Source organism: Sphingomonas sp. Sph1(2015), from assembly GCF_001970915.1.
GTDB classification, from domain to species: domain Bacteria; phylum Pseudomonadota; class Alphaproteobacteria; order Sphingomonadales; family Sphingomonadaceae; genus Sphingomonas; species Sphingomonas parapaucimobilis.
Genome location: NZ_MQUI01000005.1, coordinates 123,597 through 144,543, shown reverse-complemented (window position 1 = coordinate 144,543; position 20,947 = coordinate 123,597). Strand labels below are relative to the sequence as shown.

Sequence of the window (20,947 nt, the reverse complement as noted above, 5' to 3'; positions counted from 1 at the left end):
CTATGGCAGGGAGCGATCCCGTTGACGGTGGGAGCCATCTGGCTCAGATTGCATGCCGCGCCGATGGTTGTCGGCGCATCGATATCTGCTGGCCAAAACCCGCCGCTGCTTCCCGACATAGGACGTTATCGGACCTGACATGGGCTGGCGGGCCCCGCTCGATGAACAGTTCTGCGAGTGCCGCCAGCACATCCTCATGGTTGAGCCGGCGCGCGACCACCAGCGCCAGGCATTCTCTGCTGGCCTCGTCGATGATGGTCAGGATGCGGAACTTGCGCCCGTCGTGGGTGCGCCCCTCGACGAAATCATAGGCCCAGACATGCCCCGGATATTTCGGTCGCAGCCTGATGCACGAACCGTCGTTCAGCCAAAGCCGCCCGCGTTTCGGCTGCTTTTGCGGGACCTTCAGTCCTTCCCGTCGCCAGATCCGCTCCACCCGCTTATGGTTCACCGACCAGCCAGCGGCATGCAGCAGCGCCGTCACCCGGCGATAGCCATAGCGACCATATTGCCTGGCCAAGGCGATGATATCCTCGGTCAACGCCTCTTCGTCATCTGCCCCACACGGCACCTTGCGCTGTGTCGACCGGTGCTGCCCAAGCACGCGGCATACCCGTCGCTCGGATACATCCAGCACCTCTCGGACCTGGTCGATGCAGCGTCGGCGCCGTGCGGGGCTCAGAAGTTTCCCTTTGCTGCCTCCTGCAGGATCAGCTTGTCGAGCGTCAGATCCGAGATCGCACGACGCAGCCGGGCGTTCTCCTTCTCCAGATCCTTCATCCGACGCGCCTGATCCGTCTTCAGGCCACCATATTCCTTGCGCCACCGGTAATAGGTCTGCTCGCTGACGGCGATCCGCCGGCAGGCCTCGGCGGTCGTGCCGCCCTGACCCAGCATGATCTCAACCTCGCGCAGCTTCCCGATGATTTCCTCGGGCTTGTGCTTCTTGGCAGGCATTCGTCGTCCCTTCCTTGGTCCAGACTGTCATAGTCGATGGACCACTCAGAGGGGGGCAGCTCAGCTTCGGGACGCCTCGACCATGATCGCCGGCCAGCCCGCGAGGCGTAGCCCGCGCACGGCCGCAGGGCCGCTGCGCGTAGGCGAGCGAGGCGGGTTGGGCGTGGGTGTCGCCGCGTCGGTCGAGGCGTAGCAAGGGCGGCCCGCAGGGGCCGTACCGATGCGAGCGAGCCGGTTCAGGTCCAACCGACCGGCGGGCAGCAAAAAGGGCCACTCGGTCGCCCGAGCAGCCCTGACGAAGAAGGAGGAGCCGTGGCCCCTCCCGTCGTTACTTGGTGATCTGGTTGACCACCCCGAGGACGGTGCCGGCGAGTGCGCAGATGGCGATGATGCTCGTGACGATGATGAGCCAGACCCGCATCTGGTCGACGGCCCCCTTGAAGCTGTCCATGCTGGTCTTGAGGGCGTCGAAGCGAGCAGTGTGCCCGTCGAGTTTGCCTTCCAGCGCCTTGTTTGCCTGTCCTACCGCCACGTCGATGTGCTCCTCGAGTGCGTCGACGACCCGCTGGGCCGTATCGGCATCGATATTAGCCTCTGTGAGCGCCCTGAACAATAGAACCTCCATGTCCGTTCCTCCTTCGTCTCTGTGACGATGCTCACGCGTCGGTCGGGGCGGCGAGGGTCAAGGACCGCGAAGCGGCCGCGTCAGCGGCGGTGGGGGTCACGATTTTGCGTAGCAAAATGGTGGGGCCCCGCCGTCCTTGAGGCTCGCCGCCCCGGCCGACAGACTGGGACGACTTGAGAGAGAGTTTTCCCCGCGACAGCAGCGCCGGGGCGGGCTTGATGCCCGCTTCGGCGCTCCCCCGGCCGAGGCGTAGCAAGGGCAGGCCGAAGGGCCTGACCGATGCGAGCGAGCGGGGTGCCGGCCGCGCCTCAAGCCTCACCCCGGCGAGGGGCTTGCCGCGAGGATCATCAACGCCGCTTCGTCGGTGCGGCCCTGTGCGATGATGATCCCGCGCGCGTTGCCGCATGCTGCTTCGGCCGCGATAGCCTCGGCGACCTGATGCGCCTCGTCGAACTCGTCGGAGCAGTCGTCGTCGACCACCATTTCCTCCAGCTCGTGATCGAAGCGCCCGGTGTACCGGCCAGCCCATCCATCACGCTCCCGGAGCGCATCCTCCAGTCGCTGGATGGTCTGAAATCCGTGGCGTTGCGCGGCGAGATAGCCGGCTTCGTGGGTGGCGTAGCGGCGCTGTGTGTCGATGGTGTTCATGACCGTCTCCTTCGTCTCGATGACGGTGTCCTCGCGTCGGTCGGGGTGGTGAGGGTCAAGGACCGCGAAGCGGCCGCGTCAGCGGCGGTGGGGGTCACGATTTTGCGTAGCAAAATGGTGGGGCCCCGCCGTCCTTGAGGCTCGCCGCCCCGGCCGACACACTGGGACGACTTGAGAGAGGGTTTTTCCCCGCGGCAGCAGCGTCGGGGCGGGCTCGATGCCCGCTCCGGCGCTTCCCCGGCCGAGGCGTAGCAAGGGGAGGCCGAAGGGCCGGACCGATGCGAGCGAGCCGGGGGCCGCCCGCTGATCTGGGAGTGCTGCGCGGCGATCGCGGCGCGGCCCGGCGGGGCCGTGCCAAGGGTGCCGCGTGGCAGCGCCGGGGCGGGCTCGATGCCCGCACTGGCGCTCCCCGGCCGAGGCGTAGCAAGGGCAGGCCGAAGGGCCGGACCGATGCGAGCGAGCCGGGCACCGCGCCAGCCACCAGGGCGACATTCGCCGAGCTCGCCGGCGCCGGCCTCAAGCCTGCGGCAGCGCACTACCGGAAGGGGGAAGTCGAGCGGTCGCGCGGCGGCCAGGCGCGGCCCGACGGGGCCGTGCCATGGGTGCCGCGCGGCCGCTCGACTGGCGTGGGGGGAACCGTAGGGTTCCCCCCACAAGCGACGCTGACGGAAAAGGGCCAGCGCCGGGGGTCGCCCGTCGCTGGCCTAGTTATTCCTGCCAAGGAAAGAGGGGGGGGCGGCGCGCTCTGGGCTGCGCCGCCCGGATCGGGTTAGCGGATCGCCTGCCGGTTGCTGGCGGTCGGCGCGGGTGCCTGTCCGTCGATGCGGAAAGCGTGGGTCGGGACGCGGGCGTTTTTCAGCACCTGCAACAGGTTGGATTGCAGGCCGGAACCCTGACACACGATGGCTTCCACCGGTGCCAGCTTTGCAAGCTGCTCGTTGCGGACGAACCCGGCGCGGTTGCCATAGCGGCCCGTTTGCGGGGTGAAGGCAACGACCGTGACGCCTCGGCTTGCGGCCCATGCTGCCGCGATCATGTCGCACCCTTTGCGCTGCGCCGTGGTGCAAAGCGTCATGTGCGGCACGCGCGCCTTGATCTGGTCCAGCTTGTCCCAAAGCTGCTGGAAGTCGTGCCACTCCTGACCGCCGGAAAAGACGACAAGCGGGCCGGTCGGGTTGCGCTTTTCGCGGTGGTCCTGCGCGCGGGCTTTGAGGAAGTCGAGGGCGGCAATCTGGCTTGCGGTGCCTCCGCTCGAAACCTTCGATCCGCGCGCCGGGGACCATGGGTGGCCCGACTGGGCGCGGTAGCAGTCGGCGGCATAGTCGCGCATACATTCGATGGCGGCGCGGCGCTCGGTCATCGTCTGCGCGCGAAGCTGCAATTCCTCCATTTCGGTTGCGTAGATTTCGGACGGATCATAGCGGCGGGTCATCTCGCCAAGGTCGCGGCAAAGCGCGTCCTCCTCGCGTTCCAGCTTCTGCGCCTCGAAGTGGAAGGAATTGACGAAGCCCCATGCGATGGCCTGTGCGCTCGGCTCAAGGCGGGTATCGCGGAACAGGTCAAACAGGGTCGCCATGATCGCCGCGCAATCGTGCTGCGCCTCGATCGGCTCGGGCATGTCGAGTTCTTGGGCGTCTCCGCCAAGCTCGACGATGGAAAGCGCGCCGACCTCGCCGAAAGCCTCCTGAAAATTGGTGGTCGCGGTCGCCTCCGCGATGCTCTCCGCGATCTCGGCCGCGCGGCTCTCGCTGGCGTTGTCGTGCTCGGCGGTGTCGTCGGCGGGGTCGCAGTCGTGGCTATCGGTGCGCGCGGCGTTGTTGCGGCGGGTTTCCCAACCCTTGCGGGCTGCCTCGGCGCGGGTGCTGGGCTGCTGTGCGAGGGCTTCGCCCAACGCGGTGAAGCTGGTAAAGCGGGCAGAGGTCGGACCGTTCGTCATGGTTGCAAATCCTTTGGCAGGGTGGTTTCGGCTTAGGGTCGGGGGAGCGTTTCAGCCGCTCTCCCCGCCCGTCTCGAGGGTCTTAGAACGCGGGGATTTCGTCGCTCTCGGCAAGCTGGCCGTTGTCGGTGGCGTTGCCGCTGCCGAACCCGTCATCGGCGGTTGCCTTGCGGCGGGTCTGGCGGGTGCCGTCCATGTTCTCGCGGCGGGGCTGCGGGCGGTTCCACACGACGCGGAAACCCTCGTCGTTGTTGCCGAACAGCGTGATTTGCAGCGGCTCGGGGAGGCTAGGGTCGTCCAGCTTGCCCTGATAGAAAACCTCACCGGTGGAATTGCTGGTCAATTCCCACAGCGCGCCGATCTGCACCCAACGGCGGGCGACGTTCAGGGCGACGATCTCGAAGGCGGGGGCGCGCTCGTTGGTGCTGTCGACCGGGCGGAGGCCAAGGCGGGCGAGGTCGATGGTGGCAGTGGCGATCGAACCGACAAGCTGACCGCTGACCGACTTGAACTGACCGATGTTCATAATACTTACTCCATCTAGGCGGGGGCCTGTCCCCCTGTTTGCCGGTGCTCGGGGCCTTTCCCCTTCCGGCATCTTTCTTTTACCCCCTCCCCTCTAAGTATTGAAGCGCATTGATTTCTTGACAGCCAAGTCATCGTACACGGTGAGTCCGAGCATAAATAGCTCCCGACTAGGGAGCCTAACTAATCAAATCGAAAACGCATTGATCGCGGTAGCGAGCAATTCAGATGAACAGGTACGATGTTCGGGGGGCGCAGCCCCGGCCTGTGATCTCATCGCACCCGGAGCCGTCCTCGCAGGGGCTCAAGAGGCAGGCACGGCCGGCGGGGTCAACACGAATGACGGAGGCTCCGCCGCTTTAGCGGTGGAAACCGTAGGGCCTTAGGCCCGGTATTCTTGTTGAGGCGTCTTCAAACAAACAAAAGCATTGCCAGCTCTGCTGGCAATTCTCCTTTGACGCCGACCCCGTCGGACGGGTCTGGCACGCAGAGACACTGAGAGACGGCGAAGGGTGCGATGAGATCATTGGCCCAACGAACAATCATCATGCGCGCTAGCGCATGATTCCACAGCCGCAGGCTGCCGGCGGTGAGCGCGCCCCTGGGCGTGACGTGTGGGGAGGCACGCACCCTTCGCCCCACACTATTCGCGTAGATCGTCTCAGGAGCGCCGTGGAGGCGTCTACGGGACCCGGACAAGGGATCGTTACCCTTTAGGGCGGAGACCCGCTCTTGCGGGGCTCCGGTCGGCTCTTGCCGACTAGAGCCCGGCCCCGCCCAAGGGGCGGGGTGGCCACCTCATACCGTCTGCGCTCCGGCAAACGGCGTCATCGCAGCAGGCTCAAGCTCCGGCTGCGTCCACGATCCGCATGAGATGGCTCGCCACGATCAGTTGCTCGGCCGGCTCGATCGGGCCATCGTAACTCACCTCACGGTGCCCGACGGGATTGCGGAAGAGGCCAAACGCGCCCGCGAACAGGTGCCCGACTGCCTCCCGTTCACCCTCCTCGAGCGCCTTGTCCGTCAGCGGCCCGCTCTGTTTGTGGAAAGCGTCACGCATCAGGGCGACGCCGGTGCGCTGGATCGCGCTCTTTTCGGCGACTGCGATCTCGAGCGCCTTGAAAGCTGCAAACACGGCGACCTCGTAATCGCCGGCGATGAAGTGATGCCACGCCTTGTCCGCGATCGTGGGATGGAGAAGCTCGCGCGGCAATCCTGCGGCCTGCCTGTGCTTGGCGAACCCATTGCCGAGGAGAAGCGCCTCTGCGCGCCGGGACAGCTCGACCACACCAACGCTGCGATTGCCAGCAGACGGGACTAGGAGCCCCTGCGCCTCCGCCCACGCCCATGCCTCAGCGATGGCCTGTCCGATGCGGGAGCCAGCAGTCTCGTCGAACCGGCCCAATATATTCACCTGCGCGTGACGGCCGGTGGAGTGGAGCTCGTCGAGGTATCGCAGGAGGTATTCCGCCACCTCCGCTGGTTGCAGGGCCAATAGCACGTCGTTCTCGGGGAACGGGGGAGGCAGGTTGCTCATCCGACGTGATGCCTCGCCGCACGCGGCGCCGGCCGACGCAGGTGCTGAAACGCTGGGACGTTCGGGAACAGCAGCTTGGGAAGGTCGAGCAGCCAGCCCGACGCCGTCCAACAGCCGACCATGACGGCGGTCCACAGTCCGAAATAGACAGCCGCGGTGATGTCACCCTCGAGGACGGAGGCACGGCTGAGCCAGATGAAGAGGCCTGCGAAGACGGCGAGGCGCTTCCAGGTGTAGCGGTCGGTGATCCGACGCGCGCGACGTTCGAGGCGCTCGATCTCACCCAGGAGATCACGCCCGGGGCTTTGGCGGCGATGGTGCATCTGGTCCTCCCGCGTTCACCGATAGCCCATGCAGGGGGCTAAAGGGTAATCCGAACGCACGTCGATCGCGGTACTTGGTCGGTAGATCCCATGTGGTTGCTTCTCGGGCAACCACCATCGCCGATCGCGCGGCGTGGCCTCAAACAGGGCACGAAACCGCACCCGCACAATATGGGGTATCACTTTTCAGGGGTGGATTTACCGTGATCTACAAGGAAGAAGCAGGGATTGTGCCGGTACACCGCATCGTCCCAATTTCATGCGTCGCCGTGACATAAATCAAGAGCACAATTTGGAATCTCAAGCGTTTGACGCTGACAGGGGAAAAAAGGTCGCAGCGATGGATGACCAGACGATGCTCCAGACAATGGAGGAGTATCACAGACAAATTCTGGATGGGCTGGCGACTATTCGCGGCCATTGCGACGCGTCCGAACCGGATAGCCCTGTGCTGGATGCCACACGCAAACGTTTGAGTGCCGTAAGTCAGGCACGATCAACCTTCGTCACCGAAGTCGTGGTTCCACGACTGCTTCAGGATAGCGGCGTTGATGAACGCGCCGAGCTGCTCGATCTGTTGTGTGTGATCGCCGCCAAGCGCGAGATCTCCTTCGAGCATGTCGAGAGGTGGACGCGGAGCACCATCGACGCCGATTGGGCCGGCTATTGTGGTGCCGCCAGGGTCATTTGGGCGATGATGGAGGATCAGCTCGATCGGGAGCGCCAATACATCATCAACCGGCTTCGGAACGTGGATGAGGCAGCCATGCCCGCTCGCTGAGCCGGCAGATATTGCACCACTCTGGCCTCATGCGAAACAGCGGTAGCGGCAAGCGTCAGCAGACAAAAAAAGGGTCGGCATGAGCCGACCCGGAAAGTTTTAGGAGAGGATGCCTGAAAGGCGTCACCATGCTGCGACTGCGAACGTCATGTTGCAAGCGCTAAGCTGCTTGGAAACGCAGGTTTTCGATCCGATATTGGTGGTAGGGCGCGCGGCGATCTGCCGCGTTCCGATCCTATCGAGGTTTATGGCCGACACGCGCGTCTCAACGATTGAACGGGCCTTCCAATTAGCGAAGGCGGGCACCTGCCGTTCCGTTTCCGATATCCGTAATCAGCTGTCTGCTGAGGGTTATGACGGCGTGCATGGGCATCTGGATGGTATGAGCATCAAGCGCCAGCTCAATGCCGCCCTGGCGGGGCGCGGCATTTCCCCAAGCAAGAATGACGACGACGACGATTGAACGCCGAAGCGTGACGTTTCGACCTTGAGCGATATGTCAGCCGATCGGGCACGATCTCGATGACCGATTGAACGGCGACCTTTAGCGGTTCGGGCTTTTTCCCGTCGGGGAGGGTTTGGCGCAGGTGGTCATGGACCATGGCCTTCGTGAACGGCTTGCCGATGAACGTAGCCTTCTCCGGCATGTCGCCCGGTTCCGGTTTGATTCGGCCGCTGGCGATGACGATTTCGATATGCGGCCAGCGCTCGGCGACGTGGCGGGCGAGGGCAAAGCCGTCGGTTCCTCCAGGCATCTCGACGTCCGAGAATAGGAGGATGATGCTCTCGGCATGATCCGGAAGCATAGCGACTGCAGCATCGCCATCATCTGCTTCGCGAGTGCGAAAACGGGCATCTTCGAGAATGCCGCTGATATCCATGAGGATGATCGGATCGTCATCGACTGCCAGTGCATAGGGGGCGGTGGACGTGGTCATGCCGCTTCAACCCCTGGGGTAGGATAACGGCTCGCGTTCACGCGTGATTTCAGCGGCCTGGGCGTCCAAGAACACGAGACAGGATCGAGCGCTTGGGTGATCGTCGGCGATGGATGCTCTCGCGAAGGCGTGTCGTGACCGTCGAGGCGCGCGCCAACATGTCGGGTGTGTGCATGCGCGCGAACGTCGGGCGCTGGCCGTCGACCATCCCGATATTGTGGAAGGCATCTGCGAGAAAGCGAATGTCGTGACGCTGTTCGTCATCGAGTTCGTCGCGCGTAGCGGATCGGATGGCGATCAGGGCGTCGGACGCTCCCTTGATCCAGGCCAGTTCGTCGGTCGTAAGCTCTGCCATCATCGATCTCCCGCCTCGGCGTTTGCGATCCACGGATCGAGCAGCGTCGTGCCGGTGCCGGCGAAGTCGGCGACGTTCCGAGTCACGACCACGAGGCCGTGCACCAGACCGGTCGCAGCGATCCACGCGTCACGCTCGCTCTTGGTGTCCGGCACATGGAGGCGCGCGCAACGCAGCGCGATCGCGGCGTCGATTGGTAGAATGCGGCCCGTGAAGGTAGGCATGACCTTGTCGTGCAGCCATAGCCGCAGCACGCCCGCCTGATGCGGGTCGCGTCGTTCGAGCAAGGCGATGCCGAGTTCGACCTCCATTACGGTGATGACCGACAGGAACAGGTCGGCTTGATCGACGCTGTTTGCCCAAGCCTCGACGGCGGTGTCGATCTTGCCGCTGCGCCGCTTGCGCAGCTCGGACAGGACGTTGGTGTCGAGGAGGTACATTAGTCGAAGACAGCCGGACGCGGAAAGGTGGCAGGCCTGCTGAAATCGACGTCGATGTTTCCGACCTCGTCCATGTCGAGCGCGTCGAGGATGTTGCCCGGAGGCGCTTTCAGCCGCTCATATTCGGCAAAGGGCATGACCGCGATGATGGGCCGACCGCGTTCGGTGATGATGACGGCGCCGTCGACCGCCGCGCGCTTGATGACGCCGGGTGCGCGTTGAAAATCCCGGCTGGAGAAAGTTTGCATAGCGCCTTGACCTTCAATGTCGTGACGTTCAGACATTGCCGCAGGAAGCGGAATTGTCAATGCTCATCAAGGTGGCGACGGCCCTCGCCGCATGACGTGCCGGGCAGTCCTGCGACCTCACCCGAAGGAGGATACGATGAACGTACAGGACATGATGCGGGGGTACGATTACGACCTTCCGCTCTACGACGTGCTGAACAACAGCAGCGTCGATGCAAATGGCGATCCGGAAATCTCGGCCGATCGCCGGGTGCTGGCAGGCGCCACCATCGGCATCGGTCTCGACATTGCCTATCTGGCGATCACCGAGATGCAGGAGGCGTTCGAGGCGCTTGCGCGCGATGTCAGCAACGGTGTGACCGACGGTGAAGGCAGCCAGGACCTCGCCGAGATCCTGAGTGCGCAGAACCCGTTCCAGATGCGGCTCTGGTATCTGCTGTACGACACGCCGTTCGAGCAGGCGCATGAGGATCTGTGCTGGCTGAAGAGCCTGACCTACCGCCGCGGTCGGATGTGCACGGTGGTGCGCGAGGAGAAGCTGGCGGTGGTCTACGCGACCAACGCGGACCTGTGCGAGAGCCTGACGGCAGCACAGCTCATGGCCAACATGACGGCCAGGGACTGAGGATCACCGCCTGGTCAAGCGACCATGGCGAGAAGATGCTCCGGGTGTTGTGGCCGGCATCGGGAGACGCGGAAGGGCTGCAGTGGGTTGTCGGTGCCGACCACGAACTGGTCGATCCCGGTGTTCTCCCGTAGCTGGATGGCGACGGCGTAGGCGTTCTCGAGTGAAGCGAGCGCGTTGCGACGGGCCGAGAGTGCGATAATGGGGTCGGTTCCGGCTGAGGGCGAAATGACACCCTAAGCGGGTCGTGAAGGGTCAGGAGTAGCCAGTGGGGAGCAGCCGCTCGACGATGTTGAGCGCGGTCCAGTCAGCGCAACCGGCGGCCCAATCCGCAATCTCCGACTTGCCTCGCGCGCGGGTCGATGCCGCCAAGGCGGTTTGCCTGGCCAAGGCATAGACCGCCAATCGGGCGACCGTACATTCCGGCCAACCATATCCGTGCGCGAAAACATCCAACCTGCGGATTTGCTCATCGGCAGAATAGTCATCGTTGCCGAGGTCAAGCCAGGTGAAGGCCGAATATCCCGCGTCCCAGAGTCTTTCTCCCGGACGCGCTGTGTCGAAATCGATCATCGCGCTCGGTTCATCGGCCTGGAATACGGTGTTGGTAGGAGCCCAATCGTTGTGACACACGACCTCGAAGCCACCTTCCCTGACCGAAGGCATGGTGGTGGTGGCATCGTGGAAACCCCGCAGCAGAGCCGCGGCCATGCGAATTTGCGCGTCCGTGTAATAGCCGAGATCATCAGGAACCGAGCCCGGGATGAAGGACAGCATCTCTCGGCCTGCCGTGTCGATACCGAGGAACCTGGGCGCTTGGCTGAACCCGACATATTCAAGATGCAGGAGGCAGTCATGCTGAAACGCCACGTTGTGGGTGACGGGACGACGAACGGTATCGCCTATCCGAACCACTCCCGGGGTGGTGCGTCCACCGGTAAGGCGTTGACCTTCCGTCATCTCAGACGACCACCTCGCCGACGGGTTCCGTGTCCACCCGCGACCGGCCTACGATCGCGGCGACAGTGTTCTTGCTGAGGCCGAGGTCGCGCGCGATCCAGCGATAGCTGCGGCCTTCGGCGACGAGCGCCAGAACCCTGGGGGCGAGCCGGTCGGACTTGGGTTGGTCGCCGGCCTGCCGCCCGAGCCTTCGACCACGCGCCCGTGCCGCGGCGAGGCCGGAGCGCACCCGCTCGCTCAGCATATCGCGTTCGAACTGCGCGATGCCGGCGAGCATCGTCGCCATCATCCGCCCGTGCGGTGTGTCGACCTCGAACGTCATGCCGCTCATCGCGACGACCGACACCCGCCAGCCCGACAGCCGGTTGAGCGTATCGAGCAGATCCTGCGTCGACCGGCCCCAGCGACTGAGTTCGGTGACGAGGATCGCATCGATATGGCGGGCCTGCGCCAGCTTCATCACCTCGGCGCGTGCCGAGCGGTTGGCCTTCATGCCCGAGGCGGTTTCGCGGAAAGTCCCCACCACCTCATAGCCGCCCCGCTCGGCGAAACCGGCAAGGTCGCGCAACTGCCGCTCGCACGACTGGTCGGCGGTCGAGACGCGGGCGTAGATGGCGGCGCGTTGTCCCAATTGAACCTTCCCGAAAACCGGCCTCGAAAACCCTTGATCTGCGCGGGGTCAGTGTTGTCCAAAACAGACTTCTGTTCAACCGGGACACTTGGGCCATGCCGCGCCGCCATATCCTGAGCGCCCGGCAGCGGTCGGCGCTGCTCGACCTGCCGAGCGACGAGGCATCGCTGCTGCGGCACTACATCCTGGCCGACGACGACCTGATCCATATCGACCGGCGACGCCGGCCGGAGAACCGGATCGGCTTCGCGCTGCAACTGTGCGCATTGCGCTATCCCGGCCGTATGCTGGCACCAGGCGAGGTCATCCCGCTGGCGGTGTCCGCCTTCCTCGGTGCCCAACTCGGCATAGCGGGCGACGCGCTCGTCCGCTATGCTGTGCGACGCCAGACCCGCCAGCAGCATATGGAGATGCTGCGCCGGACCTACGGCTACAGGGCGTTCCCGGGTCAGGGCGCACCGGCACGCGCATTCCGCGACTGGCTGCTCGTCGAAGCCGAACAGGCGCGTTCGAACGACGATCTCGCCCGGCGCTTCGTCGCCCGCTGCCGCGACACCATGACCATCCTGCCAGCGATCACCACTATCGAGCGGCTGTGCGCCGACGCGCTGGTCGCGGCCGAGCGCGGGATCGAGAAGCGGATTGCTGCGCGTCTTGATCGCGTCGCCTGCACCCGGCTCGACCGGCTGACGACCGAGATGCTGCCAAGCGCGATCAGTCGCTTCATCTGGCTGCGCCGGATCGAGCCGGGCAACAATTCCGCCGCTGCGAACCGGCTGCTCGACCGGTTGGAGTTCCTGCGCGCGATGAACCTCGATGCGGGTCTGCTCGCCGACGTACCGCCGCACCGTGTCACCCGGCTGCGGCGACAAGGCGAACGCTATTTCGCCGATGGCCTGCGCGACCTGAACGCCGATCGGCGTCGCGCCATCCTCGCGGTCTGCGTCATCGAATGGGCGGCCGCGACCGCCGACGCCGTGATCGAGACGCATGACCGGATCGTCGGTCGGACCTGGCGCGAGGCGAAGCAGCTGCACGATGCCCGCACTGCAGAAACCAGAGGCGCGGTTACCGCGACGTTGGATGGGTTCGCCGCGCTCGGCCGATCGCTGCTCGATGCGCATGGCAACGGCGCGTCGCTGGAAGATGCGGTCGCGCGCACGGCAGGCTGGGACCGGCTCGACCGCCTCGTCGCGACGGCCAGGACGCTGACCGACACGCTGAGCGACGATCCGCTGGCGCATGTCGATCAGGGGTATCACCGCTTCCGCCGCTATGCGCCGCGTATGCTGCGCTGCCTCGACCTCGCAGCCGCACCGGTCGCCCGATCTCTGCTCAACGCGGTGACCGCCATCGCCGCCAGGGGCGCACTCCCCGCAACCGATGACTTCCTGCGCCCGCATTCCAAGTGGCGGCGTCAGTTGCGGGTGAAAGGCAGCGACGATGCGCGTCTCCGCGAGGTCGCGGTCATGTTCCACCTGCGCGATGCGCTGCGCTCGGGCGACATATGGCTCGACCGCTCGCATCGCTACGGCGACCTGCGCCATGTCCTCGTGCCGATGACGGTCGCGCGGACCATGAAGCTGGCAGTCCCATCCGATCCGCATGTCTGGCTGGCCGACCGCAAGGCACGGCTTGCCGATGGCCTCACCCGGCTCGGTCGCGCCGCGCGCAACGGCACGATCCCGCATGGCAGCATCGAGGACGGTGCGCTGCGCATCGACCGTCTCACCGCCGATGCACCGGACGGGATCGAGGAGCTGGTGCTCGACCTGTACCGTCGCCTGCCGCCCGTCCGGATCACCGACCTGCTGCTCGAAGTCGATGCCGCGCTCGGCTTCACCGATGCCTTCACCCACCTGCGCACCGGCGTGCCGTGCGGCGACCGGATCGGCCTGCTCAACGTCCTTCTTGCCGAGGGGCTGAACCTCGGCCTGCGCAAGATGGCCGAAGCCTGCAATACCCACGATTACTGGCAGCTCTCCCGCCTCGCGCGCTGGCATGTCGAGAGCGAGGCCATCGACCAGGCGCTGGCGGCCGTAGTCGCCGCGCAGGGCGACCTGCCGATGGCGCGGGTCTGGGGCATGGGCACCACCGCCTCCGCCGACGGCCAGTTCTACCCTGCCGCGCGACAGGGCGAGGCGATGAACACGGTCAACGCGCGCTACGGCAACGACCCAGGCATCAAGGCCTACACCCACGTCAACGACCGCTTCGCGCCATTCGCGTCGCAGCCGATCCCCGCGACCGTCAGCGAGGCACCCTATCTGCTCGACGGGTTGACGATGAACGAGGCCGGGCGGCGGATCGAGGAGCAATATGCCGACACCGGCGGGTTCACCGACCACCTGTTCGGGATCAGTGCCATGCTCGGCTACCGCCTCGTGCTGCGCATCCGAGACCTGCCCTCCAAGCGGCTGTATGTCTTCGACCCCGCCGCCACGCCGACCGAACTGCGCCCGCTGGTGGGCGGCAAGGCGCGCGAGGCGCTGGTCGTCGCCAACTGGCCGGACCTGTTCCGCTGCGCCGCCACCATGAGCGCCGGACAGGTCGCGCCGAGCCGCATCCTGCGCAAGCTCGCCGCCTATCCGCGCCAGAACGACCTGGCCGCAGCCCTGCGCGAGGTCGGTCGGATCGAGCGCACGCTGTTCATCATCGAATGGATTCTCGACGCCGGCATGCAGCGCCGCGCCCAGGTCGGTCTCAACAAGGGCGAGGCGCACCACGCGCTGAAGAACGCCCTGCGCATCGGCCGCCAGGGCGAGATCCGCGACCGCACCACCGAGGGCCAGCACTACCGGATCGCGGGCCTCAATCTACTCACCGCCATCATCGTCTACTGGAACACCCTGCATCTCGGCCATGCTGTCGAGGCCCGGAGACGCGAAGGGCTGGACACGCCCGACCATCTTCTCGCCCATGTCTCGCCACTCGGATGGGCGCACATCCTGCTCACCGGCGAATACCTCTGGCCCAAGGACACTACCGCTTAGGGTGTCATTCCGCCCTCAGCCGGAACTGACCCCATAATGGTCATATTGATGTCCCTTCGGGGTGGGTGTCCTTCGGGTGAAGTCCTTCGGGTGAAGTGCCGCATGGCGGATGGGAACGGGCGCACTGGCCCGTTCATGGAAAATTGAGGCTGATCTGTGTAACGAGGATAGCGGACCGGATTCGACGCGCGAGCGTTGACCCAGTCTATCCCCGTTTCGACGGAGGATCCTTCGATCGACGGGGTCGGGACCGCTGCTATCGGTTTCGGCCCCGTTTTCGCGTCTAGGGTTTTCGAGCCTGTGCCGGCATAGCCATGGCCTGCGAAGCCGAGGGGGCAACATGGGCATTGTGACGGGGCAATCGTCGGTCTGGCAGGATGCGATCTCGGCGTGGGCCGCCTGCGGGGCGAGCGTCGAAGACCTACCCGACCCCGTCTCGGAGCTGCACGCGGCTGCGCTGCTCCGCCAGTATCTGGCCTCGGTCGCCATCCTGGGGACGACGTTTGTGGTCTGCGTTACGGCTGTTCTCGCCCAGCGTCCGTCACCGGCCTCGGTGACGATCGCGATCGTCGTGTCGATGATGCTCGGTTATCTGCTCTTCCTGACCGAGCTGTCCGCGGTCCCGCAGATGCTCCGCTCGATTCCAGCGCTACGCTCGCGCCGATTGCGCAGGATGCGGTTGATGACGGCGGTGATCGGCGCGCTGGAGACATCGCTGCCGGCGGGCTTTGTTCTTGCCGTCATGTTCGCCCGATAACGAGGTTGGGCTGAGGACGATCAGCGTCAATGCGCCCGCATATCGACCCAGGCGTCGATATCGCGGCCCGCCTCCTCGCGCAGGCGGTACATGTCCATCCGGGTAAGCCGGCCATCTGACCAGGCCGCGTCAAAGGCGGCCTTCCCGCGAGGCCCGGTCTTCGACAAGGTCACCGCATGGCGCTGCTCGGTTAGATCGACCGGCATGTAGGTCGCGATAAGGAGCCATGCGAGGCCCGCTCCTGCGACGGCAAGGATGGAAAGAAGGAGGCGGCGGGTATCAATTTGCGGCATGGACTAGGGCCGATCGAGGACGTTGCCACGGTAGTAGGTGATTGCTCGGCGCCGTTCGCGATCGGCCAATGCCGCGAATCCGACGGCATATGCCAGCGCCGCGAATAGCACCGCGGTTGGCGAGGCGTGAAACACCACAAGAGCAATCAGCACGGGCCATGAAACCATGTGGAGCAGATTAAAGTCTTGCGACGTACCAGGCGCGCGCAATCCGTCGCGGTTCGTGCGCCAGTCTGCGCCGCGACCCGCGCGGGTAACGGCTCGGAGGTTCCAATATCCAACTGCGAACGCGGCCACGATCCCGATCCCGACGATAAGCATGATGTTCATGTCTGAGCCCTTCAGCGTGAGCGACCGTCTTCGGAATTACGTCCACGGGTGTCTCGACTTTCTTGAGGCAGCGATCCGGTCGAGGACCCTGGGGAAGGCATAGATCGCGAGACCGAGCAGGAAAAAGAGGACGCTGCCAAGCAAGTTTTCAGGCAGACGATGCGGGAACGCGCCCTCCCACATCAAACCGGTATAGATGCACGCAAAGCCAATAAGATAGACTATCGCGGCGAAGCCAGATGCTGCCATCATGATAACGCCTGCAGCGCCGACACCATGATCGTCGGCTTGTCCGATGAACCGTTTCATAGTAGCAAGAACAAGTAAGGCGCAGGAGAGGATTATAGGCAATCCCGCGACCACCTGTAGCCATTCGATGGCGACGAACTCTCCGAAGGGGCCAGAGCCTAAACCTGATCCTACCATGGTGCGTCTCCCGATATCTGTCCTTACGACCTTCACCCTCCGCTCTCAATCACCCGTCGTTCCCGCTCATGGCGCAGCTGTTCGACCAGAGAGACGTCGGTGTGGGATTGGATCAGGCGATCGAGGGCATCGGCCGGGAGGAGACGCGGATCGAGCCTTGGCCCCTTGGGCTTAGGCGCACTGCGGCCCAAGGCCAGGAGGATGCGGCGGTTCCGTACCTCGACCAGCAGTGCGCCGCGTTCGGCGCGCGTGAAGGCACGATCGAGCCCGTAGAGCCAGCCTGACCGGGCTTCGACCAGCATCGCCTCGCAGCGCGCCAGGTCGTCGTCGTGGCGGCACTCCCGTATGCGGTCGACCGTAAGCGACCGCGCCGTTTCGCGCGTGCGCTGGTAATGATCGCTGCTCGCGTTCTCGAGGGCAAATAGCCGGTGCATGAGTCGGACCCATGCCGCCATGCTCTCCCAACCATAGGCCTTAGCGGCCTTGCGCGCTGCAGGCCGGTAAGCCTTCGCCGGAGGACACATGCGCGGCGGTTGCTTCTCCCCATAGAAGAGGTCGGGTTCGCGCCAGCTCATCCGACCGGCTCCAGATCGCGCAGCTCCGCGAACTCGATCTTCGCCGTGCGCTCCGCGCCCACGGCATCGAAGAAGACATAGCAATGGTCGTCGAACGGAGCGCTGCACAGTCGCCACACGACACCTTCGCGGCCGAGATACCGCTGGATCCCGAAGGCCGGATCAACCGAGCCGGGGGCGTCCACGAGCCGGACCCGCCTGCGCACGCTGAGCCAGTTTCCGGCCTTGCGCACGATCTCGGCTCGCTCCTGCGGTGTGAGGATGGAGGGCCTGTCCGACCGCGGCGGGCCGAAGGTCGCGAAGGGGTCGCCTTTGATGCGTTCGAGTTTCTGCTCGACCGTCTCGACCGGCGCGCGCACCCACTCCGGCCGCGCGGCGTTGCGGCGATAGTGCGTCATCGTCGTCGAAGAGAAGATATCCTGCTGATACCCGACGATCCGCCGTCGACGCTGCGCCTCGGCATAGTCCGCGCGCCAGCGATCATCCTCCGTCTTCGGCCTCGGCGGTGCATCAGCGAGGCGCACGATCGCGAGCAGCTCTTCGAACTCGGCCCGGGAGACCGTCGCAATGCGGGGATCGTACCTCATCGCAGCACCCGGGCGACGTGACCGGCGTAGACCGACACGACCTTCCAATAGGCAGCCATCGGCGCTTTATGCCGGCGCCAGCACTCCTCGGCTCGGACCTGAGCATCGGCCCGCAGATCGAGCAGAAGCTGGCGAAGCTCTGCGCGCGCGGCCGGCGACAGCGTTTGAAGGCGGGCGGCGCTGGGCAGCGCCAAAACCGGATTGCGGACATGCGGTCGGTTCGAGCGCAGCCGGGGGTCGGGACGCTCCATCATGCCCCGCCCGCCCTATGTTCATGGCGGATCACTCCCGCTGTCGTCGCGTGCCTCAAGGCGTTCATGGCGAGCTCCTGGATCCCTATGATTCGCCCTTCTCGCCCCTCTCTTCTCCGTGCCCCGGTCGCGCCTCGGTGGTTTTCGCCTTGCTACAGCATCAATGCGACAGCGTCGGCGCTGCGTTCTGCGGCCTCGTAGCCGCGGCGCCACGCCCGATCCAAGCGACTGCCAACGAGAAAGCCGCTCGCGGTGTGTCCGAACACGTATGCGCGCCAACCCGCCTTGTCGGCCTCCCATTCGGGATCAACCCGGCCCGGCTTGAGTAGCGGCAACAACCTGACGGTGCGCCGCGATCTGAGTTGACGGCCTTGCCTGGCCTGCGTCTTAATGCCGCGCATCGACGATCTCCTGAAGCTGTGAGGTGAACGTGCCTGATCTGGCTGCTACGCCGTCGCTTGCCGTTACCTCCGGCCGCTCAGCGGCTGCGCCATCGCTCTGGATCGTGACGGCGCTCCTGATCCTGCATCAGGCGGCACTCACCCTGATCCATTACATCGTCGGCCCGGCTCTGGGGCTCGATCCGGCCTCGGCGTCTCTTACTGCGGCGACGATCGTGCTCGCAGCGCTGCTCATCATCGGCCTGGTAGGGCTCGACGTGCGACGGCCAGGGCGCACGCGCACGGTGCTACTCGTTGCTCCAGCGTGGGATCGCCGAACGGCGGCCACGATGCTGGTGGGCCTCGCTATCGCGCAGATCCCGCTCGGGATCCTTGCGCTGCAAGGAGCGACGGTCTGGCAGTCGGGCGCCGGCAGTAATCTGGAGGTCGGCCGCGCCCTGGTCGCATCGTTGTCCGGCCCGGCAGGCCTTGCCCTCCTTGTCGCCACCGTGATCGTCGCGCCAATGGTCGAGGAGCTATTATACCGTGGCTACCTGCTCGGGACGCTGGCCGAGCGCGGCTGGCGAGCGGGCGCGGTGGTCATCTCCGCATTGCTTTTCGTGACGCTCCACTTCGAGCCGGCCAATCTCATCGCGTCGCTGTGTCTTGGTTTTGGCACCGGCCTTTGCGCCCTGCGCACGCGTTCGGTCATGCCGGGCTTGATCGTGCACGTCGCCAGCAACGCCTTCGGGATGTGGTACGCCACATTGGGCTGAGCGCTGCTGCCCTCGTCAGGGTATCTCGGCGAGCGCCCGATCGGTTAAGGATCGAGTGGCAGCGGATCCGACAGGTACAAAGCGAACACCACTATCGCCGTCAGCGCCGACGCTCCGCACACAATCCAGCCTAGGAGGAGGTCATTGTCGTTCGTCGCCACAAACGTCGTGAAGGCGATCCACCCGGCAGCAAGCCCGATCATGCCACGAAGGTCAAACGGACAGATTTGGGCGAGGAACCCTGCGATTACGCCTCCCGCGCCTATCGCGAAAATCAGCCGCTGATACTCCTCCGGGAGGTATCGCATCCCGAAGAGAGCGGCAGCGAGGGTCACGCCAGCGAGGACGATCATGGCGAAGAGCCGCCAATTGCGCTTGGGCGTGACGCGGGTGGCGTCCGTCTTCTCCAAGGGCTGTGAAACCGACATTCTCGACCTCCTCTTGGTTCGCGGTACGTGAGGCGCGGCGGGTAGCTACGCTTCCCTCGCGCGCGGGGTTTGGTATTGGACAAAGCCTCTGGCGCTCCGGTTCAGAGCGGCGATCTCGCGCTCCTGACCGGACTATGCGGCCAGCTGGTCTGTTGCGGGACGTGTCAGCAGGCCGGCGTTGAAGCGCTCGAGCCAGCTCTGCATTGTCGGGCGTTCGCTGATAGGAACGAGGGCGGCAACGTCCTGAAAGCGGATCAGATCGAGCGGTGCGTCGCGCCAGATACGATCGATCTCGCGCTCGGGCAGTAGACGTTCCGTTCGAATGAAGTCGGTCATCCGACCTGGGCGAGCCTTGGTCGAACGACGCCATAGACCTTCGACGGTGTGCAGTCGCGGAGCGGCGCGCGCTTCGACCAAGACGATCAGCCGAAGGCACCAGCGAGGAAGGTCGCGGATCTCCTCCGGCTTGTTGGCGATGCACAGCCAGCAGGCCGATTTCGGGGGCACTGGGAGACCTTCGGCAATGATGCGCCCGACGCAGTCATCGCGGTCCCAGCCCCATTCGCGCAGCGGCGATTGGCAATCGTAGAGCGGATCCTCGATCGACAGCGCGTGGTTCGCGCGGAGCGTGTCACGGGGGCCTGCGTCATAGCCGATGAGCCGCGTGACGCGCTGCCCGCGGGCCCAGGCGTCGATGGCCGGTTGCCAGTTGGCGAGAAAGGCATCCTGCGGGGCCTTCTTGTATTTGAGGCTGCAGCTTGACCCGCCCAGGCTCTTGCTCGGCAGGGTAGCATTGGTGAGGCACATCTCCAGCAGGCCGTAATAGGGTGGCCAGTGCTTGAACCGCTTGGGAGTGTACGAAACCAGCTCATGCCGGATGCCATGCCCGTCCATCCAGGGACGGATCACGTCCAGATAGGCGTATGTCGCCGGTTTCTCGACGCCCGTATCGGCGCTCAGCACGAGGTCGGGTTTCTGCCCGCGCGCGACCAGTTCGACCAGCAGTGCGGTGCTGTCTACCCCTATGCCGTAGGCGAGGACGACGGGAGGAGGTGGCATGTCCATGTCAGACCCCTCGTTGGTCGAAATGGGCCGACAGACCGGCGAGCGCTGCGGCCTCGGTCAAGGCGGCACGCATCACGGCCTCGGGGATGGCGGGCATACGAAAGGTGATCGAGGTGCCCCGGCGGATCGGATCGGGTGAGATTACGATCGGCCGCCTGCCTGTCCACGCGCCGGCGGTGATATGGGCGCTCCATCCCTGATGAGCGTCGTGCGACCAGGAGCGAACGATCACGTCGCGGCCTGCGAGGCTGAAGATGCCGAAGCGCGGCAGCGGATAAGCGAAGATCGCGCCGGGTTCGTCGAGCCCGTTGCCGTCGTCGCTGATCTGGAGCAGCTGGTCGCCGGTCGTACCGATCAAGGCGACGTCGACACGAGACGCGCCGTTCGCGCGTGCGGTTTGAAGAAGCTCGAGTAGCACGTCGCCGATTTTGTCAGCGAAGAGCTCCCGGACCGTGGCTACCGCGCTTGGCGCGGCGCTCGGTGCGATCGAGGCGGGAAGCATGGCAGGTCCCTTCGGTCGGGCGCGAGGTCTATCCCCGCATCTGCCTGTTCCCTCC

28 protein-coding genes and 1 pseudogene are annotated in these 20,947 nt (G+C 65.1%); 6 read left to right on the top strand and 23 right to left on the bottom strand.

Annotated features, from left to right (window positions below; all coding sequences use genetic code 11):
• Nucleotides 1–124: 124 nt before the first annotated feature.
• The 7 genes and pseudogenes from BSZ14_RS18960 to BSZ14_RS03905 all read right to left on the bottom strand — a co-directional run.
• A pseudogene (locus tag BSZ14_RS18960) lies at nt 125–957 on the bottom strand (IS3 family transposase); the annotation flags it as partial.
• A gap of 328 nt (nt 958–1,285) precedes the next feature.
• Nucleotides 1,286–1,582 (bottom strand): hypothetical protein, encoded by a 297-nt coding sequence (locus BSZ14_RS03935; protein ID WP_076709894.1) that lies wholly within the window; start codon nt 1,580–1,582, stop codon nt 1,286–1,288.
• 315 nt (nt 1,583–1,897) lie between these two features.
• On the bottom strand, nt 1,898–2,230 hold the full coding sequence (locus BSZ14_RS03925) for a hypothetical protein (protein ID WP_076709892.1): 333 nt from the start codon (nt 2,228–2,230) through the stop codon (nt 1,898–1,900).
• Between the two features lie 769 nt (nt 2,231–2,999).
• On the bottom strand, nt 3,000–4,166 hold the full coding sequence (locus BSZ14_RS03920; RefSeq protein WP_083748084.1) for a DUF2493 domain-containing protein: 1,167 nt from the start codon (nt 4,164–4,166) through the stop codon (nt 3,000–3,002).
• Between the two features lie 82 nt (nt 4,167–4,248).
• The gene (locus tag BSZ14_RS03915) at nt 4,249–4,692 is read right to left on the bottom strand and encodes a DUF736 domain-containing protein (protein ID WP_076709891.1); all 444 of its coding nucleotides are present in this window, start codon (nt 4,690–4,692) and stop codon (nt 4,249–4,251) included.
• An 840-nt stretch (nt 4,693–5,532) separates the two neighbouring features.
• The gene (locus tag BSZ14_RS03910) at nt 5,533–6,228 is read right to left on the bottom strand and encodes a TIGR02391 family protein (protein ID WP_076709890.1); all 696 of its coding nucleotides are present in this window, start codon (nt 6,226–6,228) and stop codon (nt 5,533–5,535) included.
• Nucleotides 6,225–6,551, bottom strand: a complete 327-nt coding sequence (locus tag BSZ14_RS03905) for a hypothetical protein (protein ID WP_076709889.1) — start codon at nt 6,549–6,551, stop codon at nt 6,225–6,227. The genes BSZ14_RS03910 and BSZ14_RS03905 overlap by 4 nt, the downstream gene beginning before the upstream one ends.
• Before the next feature lie 259 nt (nt 6,552–6,810).
• On the opposite strand from BSZ14_RS03905, the gene BSZ14_RS03900 reads away from it, so the two are divergent.
• Both BSZ14_RS03900 and BSZ14_RS19215 read left to right on the top strand, forming a co-directional pair.
• On the top strand, nt 6,811–7,332 hold the full coding sequence (locus BSZ14_RS03900) for a hypothetical protein (RefSeq protein ID WP_206744324.1): 522 nt from the start codon (nt 6,811–6,813) through the stop codon (nt 7,330–7,332).
• A 169-nt stretch (nt 7,333–7,501) separates the two neighbouring features.
• Nucleotides 7,502–7,795 (top strand): hypothetical protein, encoded by a 294-nt coding sequence (locus tag BSZ14_RS19215; RefSeq protein ID WP_139330300.1) that lies wholly within the window; start codon nt 7,502–7,504, stop codon nt 7,793–7,795.
• Here the strand turns inward: BSZ14_RS19215 and BSZ14_RS03895 are convergent.
• The 4 genes from BSZ14_RS03895 to BSZ14_RS03880 are packed head-to-tail and all read right to left on the bottom strand — an operon-like array spanning nt 7,734 to nt 9,313.
• The gene (locus BSZ14_RS03895; protein WP_083748083.1) at nt 7,734–8,270 is read right to left on the bottom strand and encodes a response regulator; all 537 of its coding nucleotides are present in this window, start codon (nt 8,268–8,270) and stop codon (nt 7,734–7,736) included. The two genes, BSZ14_RS19215 and BSZ14_RS03895, sit on opposite strands and share 62 nt — an antisense overlap.
• 49 nt (nt 8,271–8,319) lie before the next feature.
• The gene (locus BSZ14_RS03890) at nt 8,320–8,625 is read right to left on the bottom strand and encodes a hypothetical protein (protein ID WP_076709887.1); all 306 of its coding nucleotides are present in this window, start codon (nt 8,623–8,625) and stop codon (nt 8,320–8,322) included.
• Nucleotides 8,625–9,065 (bottom strand): type II toxin-antitoxin system VapC family toxin, encoded by a 441-nt coding sequence (locus BSZ14_RS03885; protein ID WP_076709886.1) that lies wholly within the window; start codon nt 9,063–9,065, stop codon nt 8,625–8,627. The genes BSZ14_RS03890 and BSZ14_RS03885 overlap by 1 nt, the downstream gene beginning before the upstream one ends.
• A complete protein-coding gene (locus BSZ14_RS03880) occupies nt 9,065–9,313 on the bottom strand; it encodes a type II toxin-antitoxin system Phd/YefM family antitoxin (protein WP_076709885.1) in 249 nt (82 codons plus the stop codon). The genes BSZ14_RS03885 and BSZ14_RS03880 overlap by 1 nt, the downstream gene beginning before the upstream one ends.
• 136 nt (nt 9,314–9,449) lie before the next feature.
• Here BSZ14_RS03880 and BSZ14_RS03875 point away from each other — a divergent pair, with 136 nt between their 5' ends.
• Nucleotides 9,450–9,938 carry a hypothetical protein gene (locus BSZ14_RS03875; protein ID WP_139330298.1) on the top strand — a complete coding sequence of 163 codons (489 nt, stop codon included), beginning with the start codon at nt 9,450–9,452 and terminating at the stop codon, nt 9,936–9,938.
• A 255-nt stretch (nt 9,939–10,193) separates the two neighbouring features.
• On the opposite strand, the gene BSZ14_RS03865 is transcribed toward BSZ14_RS03875, so the two are convergent.
• Both BSZ14_RS03865 and BSZ14_RS03860 read right to left on the bottom strand, forming a co-directional pair.
• Nucleotides 10,194–10,898 carry a phosphotransferase gene (locus tag BSZ14_RS03865; RefSeq protein ID WP_083748081.1) on the bottom strand — a complete coding sequence of 235 codons (705 nt, stop codon included), beginning with the start codon at nt 10,896–10,898 and terminating at the stop codon, nt 10,194–10,196.
• Nucleotide 10,899: 1 nt separating this feature from the next.
• Nucleotides 10,900–11,529 carry a recombinase family protein gene (locus BSZ14_RS03860; protein WP_076709881.1) on the bottom strand — a complete coding sequence of 210 codons (630 nt, stop codon included), beginning with the start codon at nt 11,527–11,529 and terminating at the stop codon, nt 10,900–10,902.
• 95 nt (nt 11,530–11,624) lie between these two features.
• On the opposite strand from BSZ14_RS03860, the gene BSZ14_RS03855 reads away from it, so the two are divergent.
• Both BSZ14_RS03855 and BSZ14_RS03850 read left to right on the top strand, forming a co-directional pair.
• The gene (locus BSZ14_RS03855; RefSeq protein WP_076709880.1) at nt 11,625–14,522 is read left to right on the top strand and encodes a Tn3 family transposase; all 2,898 of its coding nucleotides are present in this window, start codon (nt 11,625–11,627) and stop codon (nt 14,520–14,522) included.
• A 340-nt stretch (nt 14,523–14,862) separates the two neighbouring features.
• Nucleotides 14,863–15,279 (top strand): hypothetical protein, encoded by a 417-nt coding sequence (locus BSZ14_RS03850; protein WP_076709879.1) that lies wholly within the window; start codon nt 14,863–14,865, stop codon nt 15,277–15,279.
• A 26-nt stretch (nt 15,280–15,305) separates the two neighbouring features.
• Here the strand turns inward: BSZ14_RS03850 and BSZ14_RS03845 are convergent, their stop codons facing one another.
• The 7 genes from BSZ14_RS03845 to BSZ14_RS03815 form a co-directional block, all read right to left on the bottom strand.
• The gene (locus BSZ14_RS03845; protein ID WP_139330296.1) at nt 15,306–15,485 is read right to left on the bottom strand and encodes a hypothetical protein; all 180 of its coding nucleotides are present in this window, start codon (nt 15,483–15,485) and stop codon (nt 15,306–15,308) included.
• Between the two features lie 90 nt (nt 15,486–15,575).
• Nucleotides 15,576–15,902 carry a hypothetical protein gene (locus BSZ14_RS03840; RefSeq protein WP_076709877.1) on the bottom strand — a complete coding sequence of 109 codons (327 nt, stop codon included), beginning with the start codon at nt 15,900–15,902 and terminating at the stop codon, nt 15,576–15,578.
• A gap of 36 nt (nt 15,903–15,938) precedes the next feature.
• Complete coding sequence (locus tag BSZ14_RS03835) at nt 15,939–16,211, bottom strand: hypothetical protein (RefSeq protein ID WP_206744323.1); 273 nt, start codon at nt 16,209–16,211, stop codon at nt 15,939–15,941.
• 149 nt (nt 16,212–16,360) lie between these two features.
• Nucleotides 16,361–16,903: a hypothetical protein gene (locus tag BSZ14_RS03830; RefSeq protein ID WP_076709875.1), complete on the bottom strand. Its 543-nt coding sequence runs from the start codon at nt 16,901–16,903 to the stop codon at nt 16,361–16,363.
• A complete protein-coding gene (locus BSZ14_RS03825; protein WP_076709874.1) occupies nt 16,900–17,490 on the bottom strand; it encodes a hypothetical protein in 591 nt (196 codons plus the stop codon). The genes BSZ14_RS03830 and BSZ14_RS03825 overlap by 4 nt, the downstream gene beginning before the upstream one ends.
• Nucleotides 17,487–17,744: a hypothetical protein gene (locus BSZ14_RS03820; protein WP_083748080.1), complete on the bottom strand. Its 258-nt coding sequence runs from the start codon at nt 17,742–17,744 to the stop codon at nt 17,487–17,489. Before BSZ14_RS03820 ends, BSZ14_RS03825 begins: the two co-directional genes overlap by 4 nt.
• Before the next feature lie 149 nt (nt 17,745–17,893).
• The gene (locus BSZ14_RS03815) at nt 17,894–18,142 is read right to left on the bottom strand and encodes a hypothetical protein (RefSeq protein ID WP_076709873.1); all 249 of its coding nucleotides are present in this window, start codon (nt 18,140–18,142) and stop codon (nt 17,894–17,896) included.
• A 104-nt stretch (nt 18,143–18,246) separates the two neighbouring features.
• Between BSZ14_RS03815 and BSZ14_RS03810 the strand changes: the two genes are divergently transcribed.
• Complete coding sequence (locus tag BSZ14_RS03810) at nt 18,247–18,897, top strand: CPBP family intramembrane glutamic endopeptidase (RefSeq protein ID WP_076709872.1); 651 nt, start codon at nt 18,247–18,249, stop codon at nt 18,895–18,897.
• Nucleotides 18,898–18,941: 44 nt separating this feature from the next.
• On the opposite strand, the gene BSZ14_RS03805 is transcribed toward BSZ14_RS03810, so the two are convergent.
• From BSZ14_RS03805 to BSZ14_RS03795, 3 genes are all read right to left on the bottom strand, one after another.
• A complete protein-coding gene (locus BSZ14_RS03805; RefSeq protein ID WP_139330290.1) occupies nt 18,942–19,325 on the bottom strand; it encodes a hypothetical protein in 384 nt (127 codons plus the stop codon).
• 132 nt (nt 19,326–19,457) lie between these two features.
• Nucleotides 19,458–20,390: a hypothetical protein gene (locus BSZ14_RS03800; RefSeq protein ID WP_076709870.1), complete on the bottom strand. Its 933-nt coding sequence runs from the start codon at nt 20,388–20,390 to the stop codon at nt 19,458–19,460.
• A 1-nt stretch (nt 20,391) separates the two neighbouring features.
• Nucleotides 20,392–20,892 (bottom strand): hypothetical protein, encoded by a 501-nt coding sequence (locus tag BSZ14_RS03795; RefSeq protein WP_076709869.1) that lies wholly within the window; start codon nt 20,890–20,892, stop codon nt 20,392–20,394.
• Nucleotides 20,893–20,947 lie beyond the last annotated feature (55 nt).